The 21,085-nt window shown below is 43.3% G+C and carries 17 protein-coding genes, 1 tRNA gene and 2 pseudogenes; 5 read left to right on the top strand and 15 right to left on the bottom strand.

Annotation, left to right across the window (positions count from 1 at the left end):
* Positions 1-140: 140 nt before the first annotated feature.
* On the top strand, positions 141-1,808 hold the full coding sequence (gene prpR, locus V2H77_RS05855; protein WP_341498062.1) for a propionate catabolism operon regulatory protein PrpR: 1,668 nt from the start codon (positions 141-143) through the stop codon (positions 1,806-1,808).
* Here the strand turns inward: prpR and V2H77_RS05850 are convergent.
* Complete coding sequence (locus V2H77_RS05850; protein ID WP_341498061.1) at positions 1,805-2,776, bottom strand: GlxA family transcriptional regulator; 972 nt, start codon at positions 2,774-2,776, stop codon at positions 1,805-1,807. The two genes, prpR and V2H77_RS05850, sit on opposite strands and share 4 nt — an antisense overlap.
* A gap of 178 nt (positions 2,777-2,954) precedes the next feature.
* On the opposite strand from V2H77_RS05850, the gene V2H77_RS05845 reads away from it, so the two are divergent.
* A complete protein-coding gene (locus tag V2H77_RS05845) occupies positions 2,955-3,722 on the top strand; it encodes a DJ-1/PfpI family protein (protein WP_341498060.1) in 768 nt (255 codons plus the stop codon).
* A gap of 370 nt (positions 3,723-4,092) precedes the next feature.
* Here the strand turns inward: V2H77_RS05845 and V2H77_RS05840 are convergent.
* The 10 genes and pseudogenes from V2H77_RS05840 to xerD all read right to left on the bottom strand — a co-directional run.
* Positions 4,093-4,371, bottom strand: a pseudogene (locus V2H77_RS05840) (ISNCY family transposase); the annotation flags it as partial.
* A 45-nt stretch (positions 4,372-4,416) separates the two neighbouring features.
* A pseudogene (locus tag V2H77_RS05835) lies at positions 4,417-4,640 on the bottom strand (ISNCY family transposase); the annotation flags it as partial.
* A 45-nt stretch (positions 4,641-4,685) separates the two neighbouring features.
* Entirely contained in the window at positions 4,686-5,624 is a 939-nt protein-coding gene (locus V2H77_RS05830; protein WP_341498059.1) for an Rpn family recombination-promoting nuclease/putative transposase, read from the bottom strand.
* A 202-nt stretch (positions 5,625-5,826) separates the two neighbouring features.
* Positions 5,827-6,450, bottom strand: coding sequence for a CatB-related O-acetyltransferase (locus tag V2H77_RS05825; protein ID WP_265512592.1), 624 nt, complete (start codon positions 6,448-6,450; stop codon positions 5,827-5,829).
* 353 nt (positions 6,451-6,803) lie between these two features.
* A tRNA-Gly gene (locus tag V2H77_RS05820) sits at positions 6,804-6,877 on the bottom strand.
* A gap of 150 nt (positions 6,878-7,027) precedes the next feature.
* A complete protein-coding gene (lysS, locus tag V2H77_RS05815; protein WP_341498058.1) occupies positions 7,028-8,542 on the bottom strand; it encodes a lysine--tRNA ligase in 1,515 nt (504 codons plus the stop codon).
* A 9-nt stretch (positions 8,543-8,551) separates the two neighbouring features.
* Positions 8,552-9,650 (bottom strand): peptide chain release factor 2 gene (gene prfB / locus V2H77_RS05810; protein WP_139656658.1). Its coding sequence is split into 2 segments (ribosomal slippage): positions 8,552-9,574 and positions 9,576-9,650, totalling 1,098 coding nucleotides; the frame shifts between segments, so codons are not numbered across the junction.
* A 156-nt stretch (positions 9,651-9,806) separates the two neighbouring features.
* Positions 9,807-11,540 carry a single-stranded-DNA-specific exonuclease RecJ gene (gene recJ / locus V2H77_RS05805; RefSeq protein ID WP_341498057.1) on the bottom strand — a complete coding sequence of 578 codons (1,734 nt, stop codon included), beginning with the start codon at positions 11,538-11,540 and terminating at the stop codon, positions 9,807-9,809.
* Between the two features lie 5 nt (positions 11,541-11,545).
* Positions 11,546-12,247 carry a bifunctional protein-disulfide isomerase/oxidoreductase DsbC gene (gene dsbC / locus V2H77_RS05800; protein ID WP_341498056.1) on the bottom strand — a complete coding sequence of 234 codons (702 nt, stop codon included), beginning with the start codon at positions 12,245-12,247 and terminating at the stop codon, positions 11,546-11,548.
* 23 nt (positions 12,248-12,270) lie between these two features.
* A complete protein-coding gene (gene xerD / locus V2H77_RS05795) occupies positions 12,271-13,182 on the bottom strand; it encodes a site-specific tyrosine recombinase XerD (RefSeq protein ID WP_265377962.1) in 912 nt (303 codons plus the stop codon).
* 107 nt (positions 13,183-13,289) lie between these two features.
* Here xerD and fldB point away from each other — a divergent pair, with 107 nt between their 5' ends.
* Positions 13,290-13,808, top strand: a complete 519-nt coding sequence (fldB, locus tag V2H77_RS05790; protein ID WP_132345402.1) for a flavodoxin FldB — start codon at positions 13,290-13,292, stop codon at positions 13,806-13,808.
* Positions 13,809-13,829: 21 nt separating this feature from the next.
* Here fldB and V2H77_RS05785 read toward each other — a convergent pair whose 3' ends face one another.
* Positions 13,830-14,246: a protein YgfX gene (locus tag V2H77_RS05785; protein WP_265377961.1), complete on the bottom strand. Its 417-nt coding sequence runs from the start codon at positions 14,244-14,246 to the stop codon at positions 13,830-13,832.
* Positions 14,227-14,493, bottom strand: coding sequence for an FAD assembly factor SdhE (gene sdhE, locus V2H77_RS05780; RefSeq protein ID WP_265378084.1), 267 nt, complete (start codon positions 14,491-14,493; stop codon positions 14,227-14,229). Before sdhE ends, V2H77_RS05785 begins: the two co-directional genes overlap by 20 nt.
* A gap of 177 nt (positions 14,494-14,670) precedes the next feature.
* Between sdhE and ygfZ the strand changes: the two genes are divergently transcribed.
* Both ygfZ and V2H77_RS05770 read left to right on the top strand, forming a co-directional pair.
* Positions 14,671-15,660 carry a tRNA-modifying protein YgfZ gene (gene ygfZ / locus V2H77_RS05775; protein WP_341498055.1) on the top strand — a complete coding sequence of 330 codons (990 nt, stop codon included), beginning with the start codon at positions 14,671-14,673 and terminating at the stop codon, positions 15,658-15,660.
* A 14-nt stretch (positions 15,661-15,674) separates the two neighbouring features.
* A complete protein-coding gene (locus V2H77_RS05770; protein WP_341498054.1) occupies positions 15,675-16,280 on the top strand; it encodes an HD domain-containing protein in 606 nt (201 codons plus the stop codon).
* A gap of 207 nt (positions 16,281-16,487) precedes the next feature.
* Here V2H77_RS05770 and V2H77_RS05765 read toward each other — a convergent pair whose 3' ends face one another.
* Both V2H77_RS05765 and V2H77_RS05760 read right to left on the bottom strand, forming a co-directional pair.
* Complete coding sequence (locus V2H77_RS05765) at positions 16,488-17,846, bottom strand: collagen-like triple helix repeat-containing protein (protein WP_341498053.1); 1,359 nt, start codon at positions 17,844-17,846, stop codon at positions 16,488-16,490.
* 855 nt (positions 17,847-18,701) lie between these two features.
* Entirely contained in the window at positions 18,702-19,946 is a 1,245-nt protein-coding gene (locus V2H77_RS05760) for a hypothetical protein (protein WP_341498052.1), read from the bottom strand.
* Positions 19,947-21,085: the final 1,139 nt, after the last annotated feature.

Genomic DNA, 21,085 nt, shown 5'->3' with positions numbered 1-21,085 from the left:
TAGAAAAGCACCATTGATAGAAAAACTTATCTGTTTCATAATGAACCAATTACGTTTCATGAAACACGAATGAAACAATTGAGAAACATTGAATTATTGTGGTGGGAAAAGCGAAAACAGCATACAGATAGAGGAATAGCATGGCAGAAACACCATCAGCAGAACGTGATAACCGCGATAAACCGGTCATTTGGACAGTATCTGTTTCCCGTCTTTTCGATCTCTTCCGTGATATCACACCAGAGTTCGATCATCAGGCTAATATCACGCCTATCCAACTTGGGTTTGAAAATGCGGTTCAGCATATTCGTCAGCGATTAACAACCGAATGTTGTGATGCCGTACTCTGTGCTGGCTCCAATGGCGCCTATCTGAAAAGCCGTTTGTCAGTACCAGTTATCATTGCCAAGGCCAGCGGGTTTGATTTTATGCAGGCATTGGCCCGTGCACGACAAATCAGCTCCCGTATTGGGGTTATCACCTATAAGAATACATTACCTGCGCTAGAAGAATTTCAGCAACGGTTCAACTTGCGTATTGAACAACGCAGTTACGTAACAGAAGAAGATGCACGGGCCCAAGTCAATGCATTAAAAGCGATCGGCATTAAGGTGATCGTCGGCGCCGGGCTGATTACCGATCTCGCCTATGAAGCTGAATTGGTGGGTGTCTTTGTCTACTCTGCTGATTCTATTCGCCAGGCATTCCGCGATGCATTGGATATCGCCAGAATGACCAAGCTCAACCAAGCTGCCATTTCTGCCTATCCAACCGAGAATAGCTTGCGTACCCGTCATACTCTCAATGATATCCGGGGAGATTCAGCGGTAATGGAACATGTGCGCAACACTATTATGCTATATGCCCGCTCGCCTGCCACAGTGCTAATACAAGGGGAAAGTGGTACAGGTAAGGAGCTGGTAGCGCAAGCCATTCACCATGAGTATGCCCTGCGGTATGGTCAAATTGCAGGTAAACATCAACGCCCGTTTGTCGCCGTTAACTGCGGCGCCATTGCTGAATCCCTATTGGAAGCTGAGTTGTTTGGTTATGAAGAAGGCGCTTTCACTGGTTCACGACGTGGAGGACGTGCAGGTCTTTTTGAAGTTGCGCATCGAGGCACGCTATTTCTGGATGAAATTGGTGAAATGCCGCTGCCTCTTCAAACACGGCTATTGCGGGTACTGGAAGAAAAATCCGTTGTCAGAGTAGGAGGACACCGCCCTATTGCCGTTGATGTTCGGATCATCTGCGCCACACATTGCGATTTGGATACTTGGGTTCAAGAAGGACGTTTTCGAACAGACCTGTTCTATCGTCTGAGTGTATTGCGGATCAACATTCCGGCCCTCAGGGAAAGAGGTCACGATATTGGTATATTGGCGCTAGAATATCTGCGACGAGCATTTGCTGCATTGAACTTACCGGTATCACAATCAAGAGTACAAGAGCTTGCAGCCTGTCAAGAGGCATTGCAAACCTATCATTGGCCCGGCAATGTCCGGGAACTACGTAATCTTATGGAACGGCTCACGTTATACCTTAGCGCCCATCCTGAACATATCTTAACACCGGAATTGATATTGGCGCTTTCACCAGAGCGCCAATCTACACTCAATCTGGCAGAACAAAGTATGAAGTCTTTCCCTTCTTTAACGCAAAAATCTTCACTTGTTGCACCACCTTCAGCTCATGAAACCTTGAAACGGTTTTCTGGCAATCACCATGCAACCGCAGAATATCTGGGGATTAGCCGTACTACTCTGTGGCGACGATTGAAGAAAGAGATGGCAGAAATAAATAGCTAAAATGTCGCCTTAAAGTGCTTACGGTAGTCCTGTGGAGTACAACCAAATGCCCGGAAGAAACTACGGCGCAAAGTATCTTCACAGCCGAAACCACAACGGGAAGCTATGCACTTGAGCGATAGCGTAGACTCAACCAAAAGATGACGCGCCGCTTCCAAGCGGAATCGCTCCACCGCTTTGGCTGGCGTAATCCCTGTATGTTGGCTGTAGTGGCGCACGAAGCTACGCTCACTCATATTGGCTCTTGCGGCCAAAGCTGCCACGGAAAGGTCTCCCGCCAAATTATTGGTCATCCAAGCGTGCAGATCTGCAAATTTATTCGTGCTGCTTTGTAATGCCAGTGGAGCACTAAACTGTTCCTGCCCACCAGGACGTTTAAGAAACATAACGAGTTCCCGCGCAACATCCAGCGCCAGTTTATGACCGAGATCTTCCTCCAACAACGCCAGAGCCAAATCAATGCCAGCAGTGACGCCAGCAGAAGTCCACACCGGGCCATCCTGAATAAAAATAGGATCACATTCTACCCGCAATTTACTGTAACGCCGGGCCAGTTCGGCACAGCTACTCCAATGCGTGACGACTCTACGGCCATCAAGTAACCCACAAGCCGCCAGAATAAATGCCCCACTGCATACAGACACAATACGTCTGGACAGCGATGCATGTCCCTTCAACCAATTGCACAATGGCGGATGGTTTGCCGCTGACTCAACGCCAATGCCCCCCGCAACAATCAGAGTATCGGCGGGAGAATCCAGCTCAGGTAGAGGCTCTGCCTGCACAGTTATGCCAGCCTGCGTCATTACCTGTCCGGGTTCACAAGCTACGACTTTTATGTCATAGGGCCGCCTGTGACCAACCTTCTCCGCCAGCTCATTAGCTGTGATGAAGACCTGCAATGGGCCTGAAAAATCCAGCAGATTTACGTTCGGGAAGATCAGAAAATAGAGAGTTTTAATGTCCATAAGGCAATTATGGCACTTGGCGTAAATCGTCGCAATATTGGCATATACGCCAATTAATTTACGGTTACAGTTGCCCCATCAATTCATCACCGGGAATACAGATATTCAGCGATCGCTAAAAATAGCGGCACATGAATTTCAGCTCGCTTTTCAATCTCAATTTAAGGAAAACGTCTCCATGAAAAATACATCTAAGGAATATCCTGCGGCATTATCTTCGTTAATGAAAGCATCATCTGGAGAAAAGCCCACCCTCGCTTTTGTTATTTTCCCAGGTATGACGCCACTTGATATGATTGGTCCCGCAACAGTTCTTGAGGTGGGAGAATGGTTAAATATTGAATATGTTTGGCGCGATTTACTTCCGGTGCGTACTGAGCTGGCACATATATCATTCTCGCCGAGCATTACTTTTGAGCAATTAGATAAAGTTGATATCTTATGTATTCCCGGTACAGGAAATCCTTATGCTGTGCTTTCCGAATTAGACATGCTTGATTGGATACATAAAGTGGGCGGTAAAGCATCTTGGGTCACCAGCGTGTGTACCGGATCTATCCTGTTAGGAGCCGCTGGTTTGCTAAAAGGGTATCAAGCAGCGACCCATTGGTCGATGACAGACGATCTCAACAAATTCGGTGCAATACCGGTTAATAAAAGAGTCGTTATCGATAGAAACCGGGTCACCGGGGGTGGAGTCACTGCCGGCATTGATTTCGGTTTAACATTGCTTGCTGAAATCAAAGGTGAAGAATATGCACAAGCAGTCCAACTAACGATGCAATATAGCCCAGAACCGCCGTTCAATAGCGGTATGCCAGAACTCGCCGGCAAAGAAATAACTAATGCCACGCTTCAAGCTATATTTTGCAATGTGGAACAACAGATGCCTAATTACAAAGAAATATTAATTAAAAGCGCCAAGAGAATATCAGATATCTACTGAATATATTTTCGTATTATGGCTCAATTCAACCTGTTTCAGCGTTCGCTTATTTACCAATAACAGAAATATTTTCTATTCTAAGAACGACTAATTCATAGGTGCATAAATCCAGATTTGTTTTTTTTAATTAAACGGTATAGGCAACCAATCCGGTTGCCGCTTCCAAAAGAAAACTTATCGGATTACAATGTTTCAAATATTCTATTTAAGGAATATTCTTTAATTATTCAAATACTATTTCAATTAAAAAGCTTAATACCCGACAGAAAAAGTATGATTCCAAATTTATCCAAATAATATACCGCTTATATGTAAAGTTTTGCCTACTTATTTACACGAACTTTCATGCCGATTAAGGTATCGGCATAAGTCAATCGGCTATTTGTTCAAGTTCGTTCTGGCTCAATCCAGTAGTTTTCATTATTGTTTCATGATCAATACCATTGTTCATCATTCTACAGGCGATTTCCAGAATCTCCTGTTTTTTACCTTTCTGTAATCCTTCTTGGTATGCCTCTTGATATGCTTCTTGGTATGCTTCCTGAAATCCTTCTCGGAACGCTTTCTGCTCCAGTTTTTGCGCTATTGTCATCAATTACCTCCTCATATTTCCAGGGGACGGTTCAGCTATTCGCCGGATAAGCCCCTCTTCTAACACAAATTTTTAAATACCGATTACGGCTCTCAGCACGAATCAGTGATGTATTTGTTCAAGTTCGTTCTGGCTCAACCCTGTGTTTTTCATTATTGTTTCATTATCGATACCATTATCCATCAATACACGCGCGATTTTCAGACTCGCCCGTTTTTCACCTTTCTGTAATCCTTCTTGGTATGCTTCCTGAAATCCGCTATTGTCATCAATTACCTCTTCATATTTCTAGGGGACGGTTCAGCTATTCGCCGAACAAGCCCCTCTTCTAACACGAATCTTTAAATACCGATTACGGCTCTCAGCACGAATCAGTGACGTATTTGTTCAAGTTCGTTCTGGCTCAACCCTGTGCTTTTCATTATCGTTTCATGATCGATACCATTGTTCATCATTCTACAGGCGATTTCCAGAACCGCCTGTTTTTTACCTTTCTCTTCACCTTTTTTTTCACCTTTCTGTAATCCTTCCTTAAGCCCTTCTTGATGTCCTTTATGTTGCAACTTCTGCGCTATTGTCATCAGTACCTCCTCATACTTCGGGAACTGTTCTGCCAGTTGCCGGATAAAACCTTCTGGATCGGCGGTATCTCCCACCAGTAATATGTAGTTTAGCATGCTTTTTAGCAGCTCATATGTATAATAATCATACGCAAACAACATGGTCAGCTCTTGCTGTAACTCCGCCATATCACGTTGCCGGATATGTTTTTGTACTATTTCCAGTAGTGCAACTCGTTTGTGCGTCAGGATTTCATCATCCGGGATTACCGTCACATCCACCAGCGGAAACGCGCTGGAATAGATCTCTTCCGCCAGAGCCGAAGCATCGAAGCAGTCGAACCAGTTGGTACTCCACGGATACGGCCGCACTTTTCCGTGATAGAACAACACCGGAATAACCAGCGGCAATTTTTCATGTCCCTGCTCCAGATGCCACTGCATTGCTGAAATACTGTAACGCATCAGCCGGAATGCCATCATCTTATCCGGGGAACTCTGATGTTCAATTACACAATACACATAACTCTCGCCTTGCGTAGTTTTTAGTGAATACAGGATATCGGAATAATGTACCCGCAGATTGTCCTCAATAAATGACCCCGATTCCAGTCGCAGTGTATCAAGATCACAAACTGCCCGTAATGTGGCAGGTAAATGTATCTCTAGAAAATCTCTGGCGGTATCAATATGACTTAAAAACTTTTTAAAAATAGCATCATGTGGCGTCGGTGTATTTTTTCTTTTCATAAGAGGATAGTAGCATATTTTCTTTTATATTGAAGAAATATTAAATAAATACCATTTGCAGCTTGAATGCCGAAACGGTATTTCAGATAATAATTAATGCATTTCAGTTAAATAATTCAATAATAGAACATTTTAAAAATAACAATTAATTAGTCCAATCAAGACTAATTAATTGTTCTACGGAACTAATTAACTATTTCCATTAATATGATCTTACAGCAGATTTTAATGCCTTAATATCCGAAGCACAGAGATAGGGTTTTAAAGCATTAAATTTCTCTTCTGACCAATCATATATTTTTAACGCAAGTAGCTCATTGATAATGTGCGGCTCAAAGCGATATTTAACTAATCTCGCAGGTGTTCCAGCGACAATACTATATGGCTCAACATCTTTAGTTACGACGCTATTAGCAGCAACGATAGCGCCTTCACCAATGGTGACGCCAGGCATAATCATTGAACGCATACCAAGCCACACACCATCATGAATATGTGTGTCACCTTTACCTACATATGCCTCTTCAATATATTCCATGAATGGATATAAACAGAACCAATCCGCTCTGTGTGTATTGTTTCCACCCATAAGAATGATAGTTTCAGCACCTATGCAAACATAATCGCCAATATACAATTTATCAATTGGCCATTTAGACTCCCATTGAAGACTGATTTTATCACCGTACAAATAGCGAACGACAGATTCTTCAAAACCGCCGCTCCAGCAATCGCTATAATAGCTATGAGTTCCTTTGATGACAATATTCGGATTAGTTACAGCTTCATGTAAAAATTGAATTTTTGACCAATGTTTTTCTTTCATGGTAAATAGTCTCTATTAATTATTCATTTACCATATACCCATTATCTTTCAAGTTGCCTCTTTGTTCACCCCGGTCACATCGTTATCTATGCTCCCGGTGATTCGCTCCCTTGCCGTCGCGAAGCATCTTGAAATCCATAGGGTATGGAATGCTTTCTATGGTGATGTATCCGCACTCAAAATACATCACTCCTAGCTGATTCGGGGTTGATTTAATAACGGGATTCTTTTCATATTAGACGATGAGTTAGTTATTAACTTATATCGGTTATTATTCGTAAATTCTTTTACATCATATCAAAAGATATATTTTCAATGCGAACTACTCAGCATTTTTTAGGGAGAAGCAAAACTGGAGCGAGCGAAGGGAATCGAACCCTCGTATAGAGCTTGGGAAGCTCTCGTTCTGCCATTGAACTACGCTCGCTTAGGGATAACATAAATTATTATAGCGGCTTCGTTGGCGTCAGCAAGCCATTATCTGTTTAAGTTGTCTATATTTCAGGCAGTTGAAAATAAAAACTCCCCCGGCAACTATGCCACAGGGGAGTTGGAATTTGAAATTTAATTCAAACGGTTATTTCTGCGGGCGCATTGCCGGGAACAGAATGACATCACGGATAGTATGGCTATCTGTCAACAACATAATCATACGGTCAATACCAATACCCAAACCGGCGGTTGGCGGCATACCGTGTTCCAAAGCCGTGACATAATCTTCATCGTAGAACATGGCTTCGTCATCACCTTCGTCTTTCTGGCGAACTTGCTCAGCAAAACGTTCAGCCTGATCTTCGGCATCATTCAATTCTGAGAAGCCGTTACCAATCTCACGTCCACCAATAAAGAATTCAAAACGGTCGGTGATAAATGGATTTGCATCATTACGACGCGCCAGCGGAGAAACTTCTGCCGGATATTCAGTGATAAATGTGGGTTGAATCAGGTTGCTTTCAGCCGTTTCTTCAAAGATTTCACACTGAACACGACCAAGGCCCCAACCTTTTTCCACTTCAATACCAAGAGACTCAGCGATAGCCACCGCTTTATCCATATCATCCAAATCAGCCATGTTGGTTTCAGGACGATATTTGCAAATGGCCTCTTTCATGGTCATTTGGGCAAATGGTTTACCGAAATCAAATTCCTGCTCGCCATATTTAACCAGAGTATTCCCCAAAATATTCTGCGTCAGCGTGCGGAATAGCTCTTCTATCAGGACGATCAAATCTTTGTAATCCGCATAAGCCATGTAGAGTTCCATCATGGTGAACTCAGGGTTATGACGCGGAGATACGCCTTCGTTACGGAAGTTGCGGTTAATTTCAAATACCCGTTCAAAACCACCAACAACCAGACGTTTCAGGTAAAGTTCCGGCGCAATACGCAGATACATATCAATATCCAGCGCATTGTGGTGAGTAGTAAATGGACGTGCCGCCGCACCACCAGGAATTACCTGCATCATTGGCGTTTCCACTTCCATAAAGCCTTTACTGACCATAAAGCTACGCAGGGCTGACAAGACTTGAGAGCGAATTTGGAAAGTTTTGCGCGATTCGTCATTGGCGATCAGATCCAAATAACGCTGGCGGTAACGGGTTTCCTGATCAGCTAGGCCGTGGAATTTATCCGGCAATGGACGCAGCGCTTTTGTCAGCAGACGCAATTCAGTACAGTGAATGGAAAGTTCACCGGTTTTGGTTTTAAACAGTTTGCCGCGAGCACCCAGAATATCTCCCAGATCCCATTTTTTAAACTGTTCGTTATAAATGCCTTCCGGCAGATCGTCACGAGCAACATATAACTGAATACGACCGCCCATATCCTGTAGCGTTACAAAAGAAGCCTTACCCATGATGCGACGCGTCATCATACGACCACCCACCGTCACTTCAATATTCAGCGCTTCCAACTCTTCCTGAGTTTTGTCGTCGTATTTCGCGTGCAAATCTTCTGAAATATTTTCACGACGGAAATCATTCGGGAATGCAATTCCATTCTCCCGTAAAGCAGCAAGTTTTTCGCGGCGAGTTTGCAATTCATTATTTAAATCAGGAGCCTGTTCCGCCCCCTGTTGTTGTTGTGACATTTTAGTTCCTCATAAGCCAGCTTTAAGGCTTGCTTCAATGAATTTATCTAGATCACCATCCAGCACCGCTTGTGTATTACGCGTTTCAACGCCAGTGCGCAAGTCTTTGATGCGTGAGTCATCCAGAACATAAGAGCGAATTTGACTACCCCAACCAATATCGGATTTATTCTCTTCCATTTCCTGTTTATTGGCGTTCTTTTTCTGCATTTCCAGTTCATACAGCTTCGCTTTTAGCTGTTTCATCGCCTGGTCTTTGTTTTTATGCTGAGAACGATCATTCTGACACTGAGTCACAATGTTGGTTGGAATATGGGTAATACGCACCGCAGATTCTGTTTTGTTAACATGCTGACCACCCGCGCCAGACGCACGATAAACATCAATACGTAAGTCTGCCGGATTAATTTCAATATCAATATCATCATCCACTTCGGGATAGATGAAAGCAGAACTGAATGAAGTATGACGACGACCGCCAGAATCAAATGGGCTTTTACGTACCAAACGGTGAACACCGGTTTCAGTACGCAACCAACCATAAGCATAATCGCCCATGATCTTAATGGTCGCTGATTTCAGGCCAGCAACTTCACCATCTGATTCTTCAATGATTTCAGTTTTAAAGCCTTTGGATTCAGCCCAACGCAGATACATACGCATCAGCATACTTGCCCAATCTTGAGCCTCGGTGCCACCAGAGCCTGCCTGCAAGTCAAGATAACAGTCAGCACTGTCGTACTCGCCAGAAAACATGCGGCGAAATTCTAATTGACCCAATTTTTCTTCAAGCTGTTCCAGCTCTACCACAGCTTCATTAAAGGTCTCTTCATCGTCAGCTTCTACTGCCAGTTCCAGTAAGCCCTGTACATCTTCAAGACCCTGCTCAAGCTGATCAATGGTTTCAACAATCTCTTCTAATGAGGAGCGTTCTTTACCTAAAGCCTGTGCCCGCTCCGGTTCACTCCAAACATCAGGCTGTTCCAATTCAGCATTAACTTCTTCTAAACGCTCTTTTTTGACATCGTAGTCAAAGATACCCCCTCAGAACCGTTGTCCGCTCAGACAGGTCCTGAATGTGGTTTTTTACCGGATTAATTTCAAACATATTTTCGTGTCTTACGTTGTATAGTCGTAGATAAATGGATAATTTTCGAACCGCGTATTGTAGCGGATTCGCCACAGGGTTTATAGCACTTCAATAGATTTGTCACGCATTCATAAAGAGTACGTGACAGTGACTGACTATCTGCTCATCAAACTGTCAATAAGGCCAGAGATGCTGGATCAAAAGCTGTACATTTCGGTTGCCGCGAAATTCATTAACATCCAGTTTATAGGCAAGTTCCACTTCGCGGACACTGTTGTCCGGCCAGCGGGTAGGATCGATATTGAACGCGATACCATCCAGCATCGGCCCACCATTTAATGGCTCCACCATCACCTTTAAATGACGTTCTCCAACAATGCGCTGTTGCAGTAGCTTGAATTTGCCGTCAAAAACCGGTTCCGGGAATGCCTGCCCCCAAGGACCGCCATCACGCAACATTTCTGCAATATCCAATGACAGTTCATTATTCGTTAATTCACCATCACTCCAGATAACACCTTCAAGTTGCGAAATATCTAACCAATCCGCCATTAACGCAGAAAAGTGATGCTGGAATCGTTCAAATTTATCCTGTTCAAGTGATAAACCGGCCGCCATTGCATGACCGCCAAACTTAAGTATCAACCCCGGATGCAAAGTATCAAGCCGCTCAAGGGCATCACGCATATGCAACCCCTGCACTGAACGACCAGATCCTTTCAAAATACCGTCCCCCGCCGGGGCAAAAGCGATAACCGGCCGATGAAAACGTTCTTTAATCCGGGAAGCCAGAATTCCGACTACCCCTTGATGCCATTCTGGATGGTAAAGCGCTAGCCCATAAGGCAACTCAATACTGGTACGTTCAAGTTTGTCACAGATTTGCAGTGCTTCTTGTTGCATTCCCTGCTCTATTTCACGACGCGTCTGGTTAAGACCGTCCAGTTCGCAAGCTATCTGACGCGCCTTTGTCATGTCGTCAGTGAGCAATAAAGTGACGCCAATGGACATATCATCAAGGCGACCGGCGGCATTCAGTCTTGGCCCCAGAAAAAACCCCAAATCACTGGCTGTCAGCTTATAAGCATCACGCTTGGAAACTTCCAGTAATGCACGTATCCCCGCGCAACAACGCCCTGCACGAATACGATTCAAGCCCTGATAAACTAAAATCCGGTTATTAGTATCCAAAGGCACAACATCGGCAACGGTGCCTAACGCAACCAAATCCAACATTTCCGCCAGATTCGGCAGCGCGATTCCTTGCTTTTCAAACCACTGCTCTTTTCTCAGCGCCGCTCTTAAAGCAGACATCAGATAGAATGTGACGCCAACCCCAGCCAGTGATTTAGACGGAAACGAGCAATCGGACAAATTGGGATTAATAATGGCATCAGCGGCTGGCAAAACATCGCCCGGCAAGTGATGATCCGTGACAATCACTTTCATATGGCGCTGATGGGCAGCCGCAACTCCTTCATGGGAAGAGATGCCATTATCCACGGTAATAATCAGGTCAGCGCCTTTTTTGACGACCTCTTCCACCACCTGTGAACTTAAACCATAACCATCTTCAAAACGATTTGGCACCAGATAATCCAGATGGCGATATCCCATCGAGCGTAATGAGCGGATCGCCAATGCCGTACTGGTGGCGCCATCAGCATCAAAATCACCGACAATAACGATACGCCAGTGTTCATGAAGCGCAGCTAACAAAAGCGCCACCGCCTGTTCCACGCCACTCAAATGCTGGTAATTCAATAACCCTTGAACGCCACGTTCCAATTCATTCGCTTGCTGAATACCACGAATGGCATATAAACGACGCAGTAACGGATGAATCTGTTGTGGAAGATGGCTGTCATCCACCGCCGGGCGGCGGCGAAGTTGTGTTTCAATATTCACTAAACTTATTTACCACGTTGCGCCAGTGCTGCTGCCAAAGCCTCTGGCGGCATATATCCACCTAACAGGCTGCCATCATTAAGGACAATCGCCGGCGTTCCCTGCACGCCAAACTGGAGACCCAGTTTGTAATGGTTAGCAATATCCACCTTACAGCCCTTAATTGGCGAAACATCATCATTTTTAAACGCAGCATCCAGTGATTTCTGTGGTGTTGCGCTGCACCAGATAGATTGCATATCTTTAGCAGATTGGTGCTGCATACCCTGACGAGGGAATGCCAGATAGCGCACAGTAATACCCAGTTTATTGTACTCTTTCATGCTTTCATGCAATTTATGGCAGTAACCACAGGTAATATCAGTGAAAACGGTAACCACATGCTTCTCTTCCGGCGCTTTATAGATGATCATTTGATCTTTCATTGCTTCCAGTTTTTTCATCAACAATTGATTACTAACATTCACAGGAGAGCTACCACTGACATCATAAATTGGCCCTTGCAATAAATATTTCCCATCATCAGATAGATAAATGATCCCTTGCTCGGTCACTACCGTATTTAAACCAACAATCGGCGATGGCTGGATGTTTTCTGCTTTTATCCCTAGTTTCTGCATTGTTCTATGGACAGCATCATCCTCAGCAAGCGCATTTCCGCTAAACCAGGCCAGCAAAAGAGGGAAAAATAACACGCTTTTTTTCATTTTCGGTTCCTTTAAATCCGTGCTCACCCACGCGGATGATGTTGTTGATGTAGCAATTTAAGCCGTTCTGTTGCTACATGAGTATATATTTGTGTTGTGGATAGGTCACTATGCCCCAATAACATCTGCACAACGCGTAAATCGGCGCCGTGATTAAGCAAATGTGTGGCAAATGCATGACGCAAAACATGAGGAGATAACCGTTCAGCGTCGATTCCAGCCAGCAGCGCATAATGTTTAATACGATGCCAGAATGTTTGTCGGGTCATTTGTCGCCTCCGGTTGCTAGGAAAAAGGACATCCAGCGTTGCCCCATTCAGCAGCCCGGCTCTCCCATATTCCAGATAATGCTCTAACCAGTAAATCGCTTCTTCCCCTAAAGGCACTAACCGTTCTTTATTCCCTTTACCAATTACTCTCACCACGCCCTGACGCAAACTGACATCGGAAAGTGTCAATCCCACCAACTCAGATACCCGTAAACCACAGGCATAAAGCACTTCAAGCATTGCTTTATCCCTTAGCTCCACGGGTTGATCTATACAGGGCGCATTAAGTAGATCTTCTACCTGCTTTTCACTCAAATCTTTGGGCAATCGCTTTGGTAATTTCGGTGCGGACAAAAGTGCTGTCGGATCATCTTCCCGCATTTTTTCCCGATAAAAATAGAGAAACAACTGGCGCATAGCACTGAGTAAACGCGCCGAACTACTGGCTTTATACCCTCCATCCACGCGCTCTGCCAGAAAAGAGTGTAAATCTATCGTCTGGACAGATAATAAATTATGACCATGATGTATCAACCAGTTATCCAGCGCCTGCAAATCCAACCGGTAAGAAGCCAGCGTATTTTCCGCAAGATCATGTTCCAACCAGATAGCATCAAGAAATTGTTCTATCAGTGGATTAGTCAACTGAGTTGGTTGTTTTGACACGAAACACTTTCCTTAAATCTGCACATCTCTGCTGGCTATTATGCCTGAAAAAGCCATTCTTCTGTTACAATGCCAATCCAGATATTCAAAAACCATAATGATTAATGATGAAAATTGGTCTTTTTTACGGCTCCAGCACCTGCTACACCGAGATGGTAGCAGAGAAAATTCGCGATATCCTCGGTGAGGATTTAGTTGATCTCCACAATATCAAAGAAACAGCACCTGAATTAATGGAACAGTACTCTGTACTGATTCTTGGCATTCCAACCTGGGACTTTGGCGAATTACAGGAAGATTGGCTGGCTATTTGGGATCAAATCCCTTCCCTCGATTTACAGGGGAAAATTGTCGCTATATATGGTATGGGCGATCAAATTGATTATGGCGATTGGTTCCTTGACGCTCTCGGTATGTTATATCACCATTTACGCCCTTCCGGCGTGCATTTCATTGGCTTCTGGCCGACTGAAGGTTATGAATTTACCAGCCCGAAACCATTAACAGATAATGGCTCACAATTTGTCGGGCTGGCGTTAGATGACGTAAACCAGTATGAACAAACTGATGATCGTTTATCGCAATGGTGTATGCAAATCCTGCAAGAAATGGAGCCTCTGCTTTAAATCAGAAAAATTTCAGCTCAATCAGATATCAGGATATTGCAACAACAGTTGATTAATATGCCTCCATTCATCCTGTGACATACCATCGGATGCGACCCATAAACGGATTTTTTTCTGGTTATAAAAAGATTGAGCCGTAATTAATATGCCATAGCGACACAGCCACGGCCGCCGGATAATTCGCCACTCGCGCTTCTTCCATTGCAGCTTATTATCACTAAACAGGACTAAAAGCCCTTGTGATTTACGGATATTTTTCTGACTATGCCCCCAACTGGCAATAATCAACAGTACTAGAGGAAGCCAGAAAATCCAGAAAATAGCATCATCCGCAGGCCACGGAGCAAGTAGTACGACAAGCGCTATTGCACCATGAACACAGGTAGAAATTAACTGGGTATGCCAAGATACCCTGAGATCACATTTCCACAGGACCACGATCTTTATTTCTATTCTGAATAAGTTTAATCATGCGAAATAGCTCTTCATCTTCTGGATGTCCATGATTCATCAGCCAGTTAAATAGATCAGGATCAGCACATTCAAGCAAGCGAATAAAAAGTCGTTTATCATCATCGCTGAGTGAGTCATATTCATACTTAAAAAACGGCATAATTGAAATATCCAACTCACGCATTCCACGCCGACATGCCCAATGAATACGCGCTTTATTATCAATATCCATGTTCAAAAGATCCCCTTTTTAATTCTCATTGTTAGTTTTTAACGCCATTAGCCATTAAGTCGCCCGGCCAATTGATGCATCATGCCAGCTAATAGCAATAATAACTACTTGCATTGTGCCTCAGCTCTTTTACCATTATGCATCATTGGCTCAAATATCTGACTGGCAGGATGTGTCATGGCTTATAAAACTCCGTTTTCTTCACAATCTCCATTGTCTTCATCAATCCTTCCCCTGACGTTAATATCTCTGGATGACTGGGGGCTGGTAACCGCAACTGGACCGGATACAGAAAAATATCTACAAGGTCAGGTTACAGCAGATATTTCCGCACTTGCAACGAATCAACATGTGCTTAGCGCGCACTGTGATGCAAAAGGCAAAATGTGGAGTAATCTGCGCCTCTTCCATCATGGTGAAAGCCTTGCTTATATTGAGCGCCGCAGTGTGCTGGAAAACCAACTTATAGAACTGAAAAAATATGCCGTATTCTCCAAAATGACGCTAGTTCAGGATGAAAACGCCGTACTGCTTGGTGTTGCAGGTAAAAACTGCCGCGAGGCGCTGAATAATATTTTCCCAACACTACCCGATGCTGATAATGCTGTCGTTGAACATGAAATGACGACTTTGCTCCATTTTGCCCTGCCATCTGAGCGTTTCATGTTGATTACCGATACAGCAACTGCTGAGCAATTAACAGAAAAACTTCAAGCTCCGCTTAATAACAGCCAACAGTGGTTAGCTCTGGATATTGAAGCTGGCTTCCCAGTTATTGATGCGGCAAACAGCGCGAAATTTATTCCTCAGGCAACCAACCTTCAAGCACTGGAAGGAGGAATATGTTTTAAAAAAGGGTGTTATACCGGCCAAGAAATGGTGGCCCGTGCTAAATATCGCGGAGCAAATAAACGGGCCATGTACTGGCTGGCTGGCAGCGCTGCCAAAATTCCTGTAGCCGGAGATGATTTGGAATGGCAATTAGGAGATAAGTGGCGGAGAACGGGTACCGTTTTGGCTGCCGTTAAGCTGAATGATGAGAGTGTCTGGGTACAAGTCGTCATGAATAATGATATGGAAAGCAATAGTGTATTCCGTGTTCGTGACGATGAGGGACATTCATTAACTATTCAGCCTCTGCCTTATTCTCTCAATGAAGAAAAATAATTAATGAGGTTTATATGTCGTTAGCAGTACCTGCCGTTGATTTTGGCCCTTTTACGAATGTCATCGGTTTTTTGATGGAGTTGGATAAGCTGAAACAAGTTCAGCGGCGAACTAAGTTACTGGATAACCATCGTCGGGAAAATTCAGCCGAGCATAGTTGGCATTTTGCTATCGCCGCAATGAGTTTTGCGCCCTATGTAAAAGGGGTAGATATCCAGCGGGTTATTCAAATGGCATTAATTCACGATATTGTAGAAATTGATGCAGGTGATGTGATGGTTTACGATTTAGCAGCCCGTGAAGCCATTCATGAACAGGAAATCAAAGCCGCCGACCGTCTTTTTGGTTTACTTCCCGAACCACAGAAAAATCATTTCATGTCACTTTGGCAAGAGTATGAAGCAGCAGAAAGCCAAGACGCCCGTTTTGCTCTTACGCTGGATAGACTAATGCCGATGTTGATGAATCTGCATAATAAAGGACAAAGTTGGGTAGAAGACGGTATTCGTTTTGAGCAAGTCATTAACCGCAATAAATTCATTGCCGATGTCTACCCTGAATTATGGCAATATCTGCTGCCGCAACTGGAAATCGCACAGCAGAAAGGTTGGTTAAAATAACTTTTTTCCGAAAATTTTACACTACAAGTTTAGGGCAGTTGTTTTAACGCTATTTGGCTCGATATAAAACCTGCAAATCGAGCCAAGTTTTTATTTTCAAAGGGTATGTAACGCTATCCTGAGTCTGCCATTAACTTATCTTCTATCATTATGTTCGAGTAAATTGGATTGCCTGGAACAGAATGCGATACCAGCAAAAACCCGAGCCTACCCGTTTCCAAATAGCTCTTCTTTAGGAAACACTTTTGTCTTCAGCTCACTCAATTTGCCGTTGACATATACCAGCCCTTGACCTCCTCGCCCACCTTGACTTCCGGCTATACCCCTTCTACCCGCCTTGCCGGAATTAGATACGTCTTGACTTACGTATCCATCCGCACTGTATACGATATCACCAATACCGCCATCACCGCCTTTCCCTCCATACCCCCCCTTACCGCCAGGCGCGACAAAACCGGGTGCTGACCAACTCGAAAAGATTGGCTGACCAGTAGAATAGCTAAAATCTATGTTACCCCCATCTCCACTACGACCTCCATTACCCCCATCGCCTCCATTCCCGCCATCTCCTCCATCTCCTCCCTTCGCAGCCTTACACAGTGTTTCATCACCAATATAATTAAGACGACCACCATACAAACTACCATAACCTCCATCCCCCCCCTTACCGCCATTACCGCCAGTGCCGCCATTACCACCCCGACCACCATCGCCGCCCACTGACCATAATTTTATCTCTCCAACCACATGAGTACATACCACCTTTAGTTGCGCTGACAATCCACCTGGTTCGCCATCCGCGCCTCTTGCTCCCTGAGTACCTATGATTCCATCAGAACCTGATGAAGTGCTGACGGTACAGGCATGTTTATCCTGACGACCTGGTGAACCATCAACACCATCAGCGCCACGGCTTCCAGCTACGCCATTAGCACCAAATGCTCCATCTAACCCTTTACTGATAAAGAGTTGTGGACCACTTTCAGCCCCCTGAATGACATTCGCTTCAATCCGACCATTAGCACAGCAAATAACTTTACCTTCCGGTCCAATGGTTATCCGGTCATACACCAAGAAAATAGGTTCGTCACTTTGATCTTTATCTTTAATAATCAATGGATTATTTGCAGTAATAGTGATCTCATCGCCACTATATAACGCAATTTTCATCGGAAAGCGCTTAGCATTAAGAATTTCTTCATAATCTTTGACCAAAGCAGAATCACCATAGATATAGGCGCGAAAGGCTTTGCATAAATCAATATGATTAGCCGGGACATTTGCCAGGCGTTCAGCAGAAAACGGTTCAGGTAACGGATGATAAGGTGCCATTTTTCCAGAGCCATACCGACTGTCAGGCACACCGTTGAGTGCTTTCAGCTCTTGTATCGTTTGTACGGTAAAAAATGCAGGCGGCACAGTCGCCGTTTCCGGGTCGTTAGAAAATATTACCGGCCCGTCAAAGTCGGAGGTCTTTAGTTGCTTTGGCTGTCGTTCCAGACCAAGCGGATGATGATATTGATGTAATATTGCCAAAGTTTCAGCAACCGTTCTTATTTTTTCCATGAAGGTTCTCCTAAGTTTAAATTTATACATTTAAAATAACTTCATATATCAATTACCCATCTAACCAAGCTCCAAAGTATCTATTTCTATCAATTACTACCGGTTATATCACTAATATTGCTCATAGTTAGAATTTCGCTTCTGGCTAATCACCATATTATCCAGAGCGAAAATATCGATTTTTTCTGACAAAGAATATAACCATTTCAACAACAAGCAGGCCAGAAAAATAATTTCAATGAGAATTAATTAGGTAAATACTTATTCTCTTTACAGGAAGTAATTAGATACAATATTTAGATTTCTCAATTTAAAATATTAATGTAAATTACCATTTTTTCCATTAATGATAGAAAATATTTCTGTGATATATCACGTTCTTTTAATAGATACTAATTGAAAGCTTCAATTTTATATTTATCTCATGAGGTATTATTATCAAATACAAATATACCCGTTATCTTTCAAGTTGTCTCTTTGTTGGCCGCACTCACCCCGATCACTATAGTTCGCTATGCTTCCGGGGGGTTCGCTCCCTTGTCGTCGCGAAGCATCTTGATATCCATAGGGTAGTGCAGCTATTGGAAATAGCTGCACATCTGGTTGTAGTTCACTTCGTAGTGCAATTTATAGTTCAGCACGGGCAAATCGGCAATTTAACATGGTGACGGCTCCCCCCGGTTCTGTCGGACAAAACTTCCAATTTCATGAGCTATCAGACCCGCTGCCGATTCACATTGATATTTCTTACTTCGATTAATCACTTGCAAAAAATTATTATATTTACTCATCGACGCCAAATCGTCAGCTCAATTATAGTCGTTCAAACCAGTCTGATTATTTCACCCCTAAGGATTAACGCTGTACATTACCGTTAACATATATCTTGCCAGCTACACCTGCCTCTCCTGGTTTTCCATCAATACCATCTTGACCCGATACTCCTGATTGACTACTGTGACCAGCGCCGCCTTTCCCGCCTTCTCCACCTTTCCCTCCTTTCCCGCCATTACCGCCATGACCTCCATATGACTGGACACTAATTACTGGCTGACCTTCAGAAACATTAATATATACGTTACCGCTATCTCCACCGTTCCCCCCATTACCCGCATGCCCTGCATCGCCGCCATTACCCCCATTACCCCCACTCCCTGCGCTACATTCGCCGACTTTATTACCGCCATTACCCCCTGTCCCGCCATTCCCTCCATGTCCGCCATCACCGCCATTTCCACCATTGCCGCCTATCGATACCAGATTTATTGGCCCAATAAGAAGTTCAACATCAATAACTATGTCATAGGCATTTCCACCATTTCCACCCCCCATCCCCAATCCCCCGGAAGAGCCGTCAGTTGCATCAGTACCTGCTGTGGCTTCAACGGCGCAGCCGTATGCCTTCTCTATACCCGCAACACCATCTCCGCCGCTAAACCCGTTACGTCCTAATTCACCATCAAAACCATTAGCTCCATCGCTGCCTTTACTGATAAAGTCCGGTTTCTGAGCGCTTCCATTAACTACAATAGTATTAGCTTTAACCTTACCATTAGTGCAGTAAATAATTTCACCTCCTGGTTCAATGGCGATCTGGTTGTATATCAAGACAACAGGTTCGCCATAGCAATCTTTATCTTCAATAATCAATGGTTTATCTTTGGTAATTGTGAGCTCGTCACCACTATATAACGCAACTTTCATCGGAAAACGCTTAGCATTAAGGATTTCCTCATAATCTTTGACCAAAGCAGAATCACCATAGATATAGGCACGGAAAGCTTTACATAAATCAATATGATTACCAAAGACGTCTGCCAGTCGTTCAGCGGAAAACGGTTCAGGTAACGGATGATGGGGTTCCATTTTTCCAGAGCCATACTGACTGTCTGGCACACCACCGAGCGCCTTCAGTTCTTGTATAGTTTGTACCGTAAAAAATGCCGGCAGCACAGTAGCCGTTTTCTGATCGTTAGAAAAGACTACCGGCCCATCAAAGTCGGAGGTCTTAAGTTGCTTTGGCTGTCGTTCTATACCAAACAGATGGTGACGCTGATGTAATACTGCCAAAGTCTCAGAAACCGTTCTTATTTTATCCATGAGAATTCCTCTGAATTTAAGTTTATACATTTAGGATAACTTCATATATCCGTTGTCTATTCAGCCAAGTTCCAAAGTATCTATACCCGTCATCTTTCAAGTTGCCTCTTTGTTGGCTGCGCTCACTCACCCCGGTCACATAGTTATCTATGCTCCCGGGGATTCGCTCCCTTGCCGTCGCGATGCATCTTGAAATCCATAAGGTATACTGCCATCACTACCCGTTATGTCACTAAACTGCTAACAGTCAAAATCTTGCTTTTGGCTAATGACCAGATTTGCCAGAGCGAAAATGTCAATTTTTCCTGGCAAAAAATATAGGTACTTCGATAGCGGATATGCCAGAAAAATAATTACGATGAGAATTAATTAGGTAAATATTTATTCACTTTACAGAAAGTGATTGAATACAATATTTAAATTACACAATCTAAAATATTAATGTAATTTCCCACTTTTTTCATTAATTAAAGAGAATATTTCTGTGATATATCGCTACCTTTTAATGTGTGTTAATTAAAAATTTCAATTTTATATTTATCTCATGAGGTATTATTATAAAATACAAATAAAAATAACAAATGGATTTCATTTAAAGAATCACAACAAAATAAAAATCTATAGATATTATTGAACAATGAAATTATGAATATGATTTAAATTAAAGATGGAAAATAATTCCTCTTTACAATAAGAATGTTTTTTACAAACAAGCTGCAATTTTAAAAAACTCTTTTTACAAATAAATACTTAAATACCCGAAGAAAAGCCCAAATAAAATAAAAAGCAAATCAAAACAACAGAATCAACAATAGAGTCGGAGCAATAATTATTATAATTACAGTGTTGCCATGAAAAATATTTCATTTGAGAAAATTTTTTTAATACGGTTAATATTGTTAAATATTTTATACAATCCTGCATTCATATTATTAGGCGGATTCGACTAATAAGTGCAATTTTTCAGAAAGGCGGTCAGTTGCTATAGTAGGCATCTTTCCCGCCACAGGAAAATGCACTATGGCCTATACACAACTGACCGAGACAGAAAGATACCAGATTTCCAGTTTAAAAAAAGCGGGTTTATAACATCTAATCATAGCTTAGTCACTAAATATAAGCCCATCTACAATCAGAAG

The organism is Photorhabdus sp. P32 (assembly GCF_038085095.1).
In the GTDB taxonomy this organism is placed as follows: Bacteria; Pseudomonadota; Gammaproteobacteria; order Enterobacterales; family Enterobacteriaceae; genus Photorhabdus; species Photorhabdus luminescens.
This window is presented reverse-complemented; position numbering and strand designations above follow the sequence as displayed.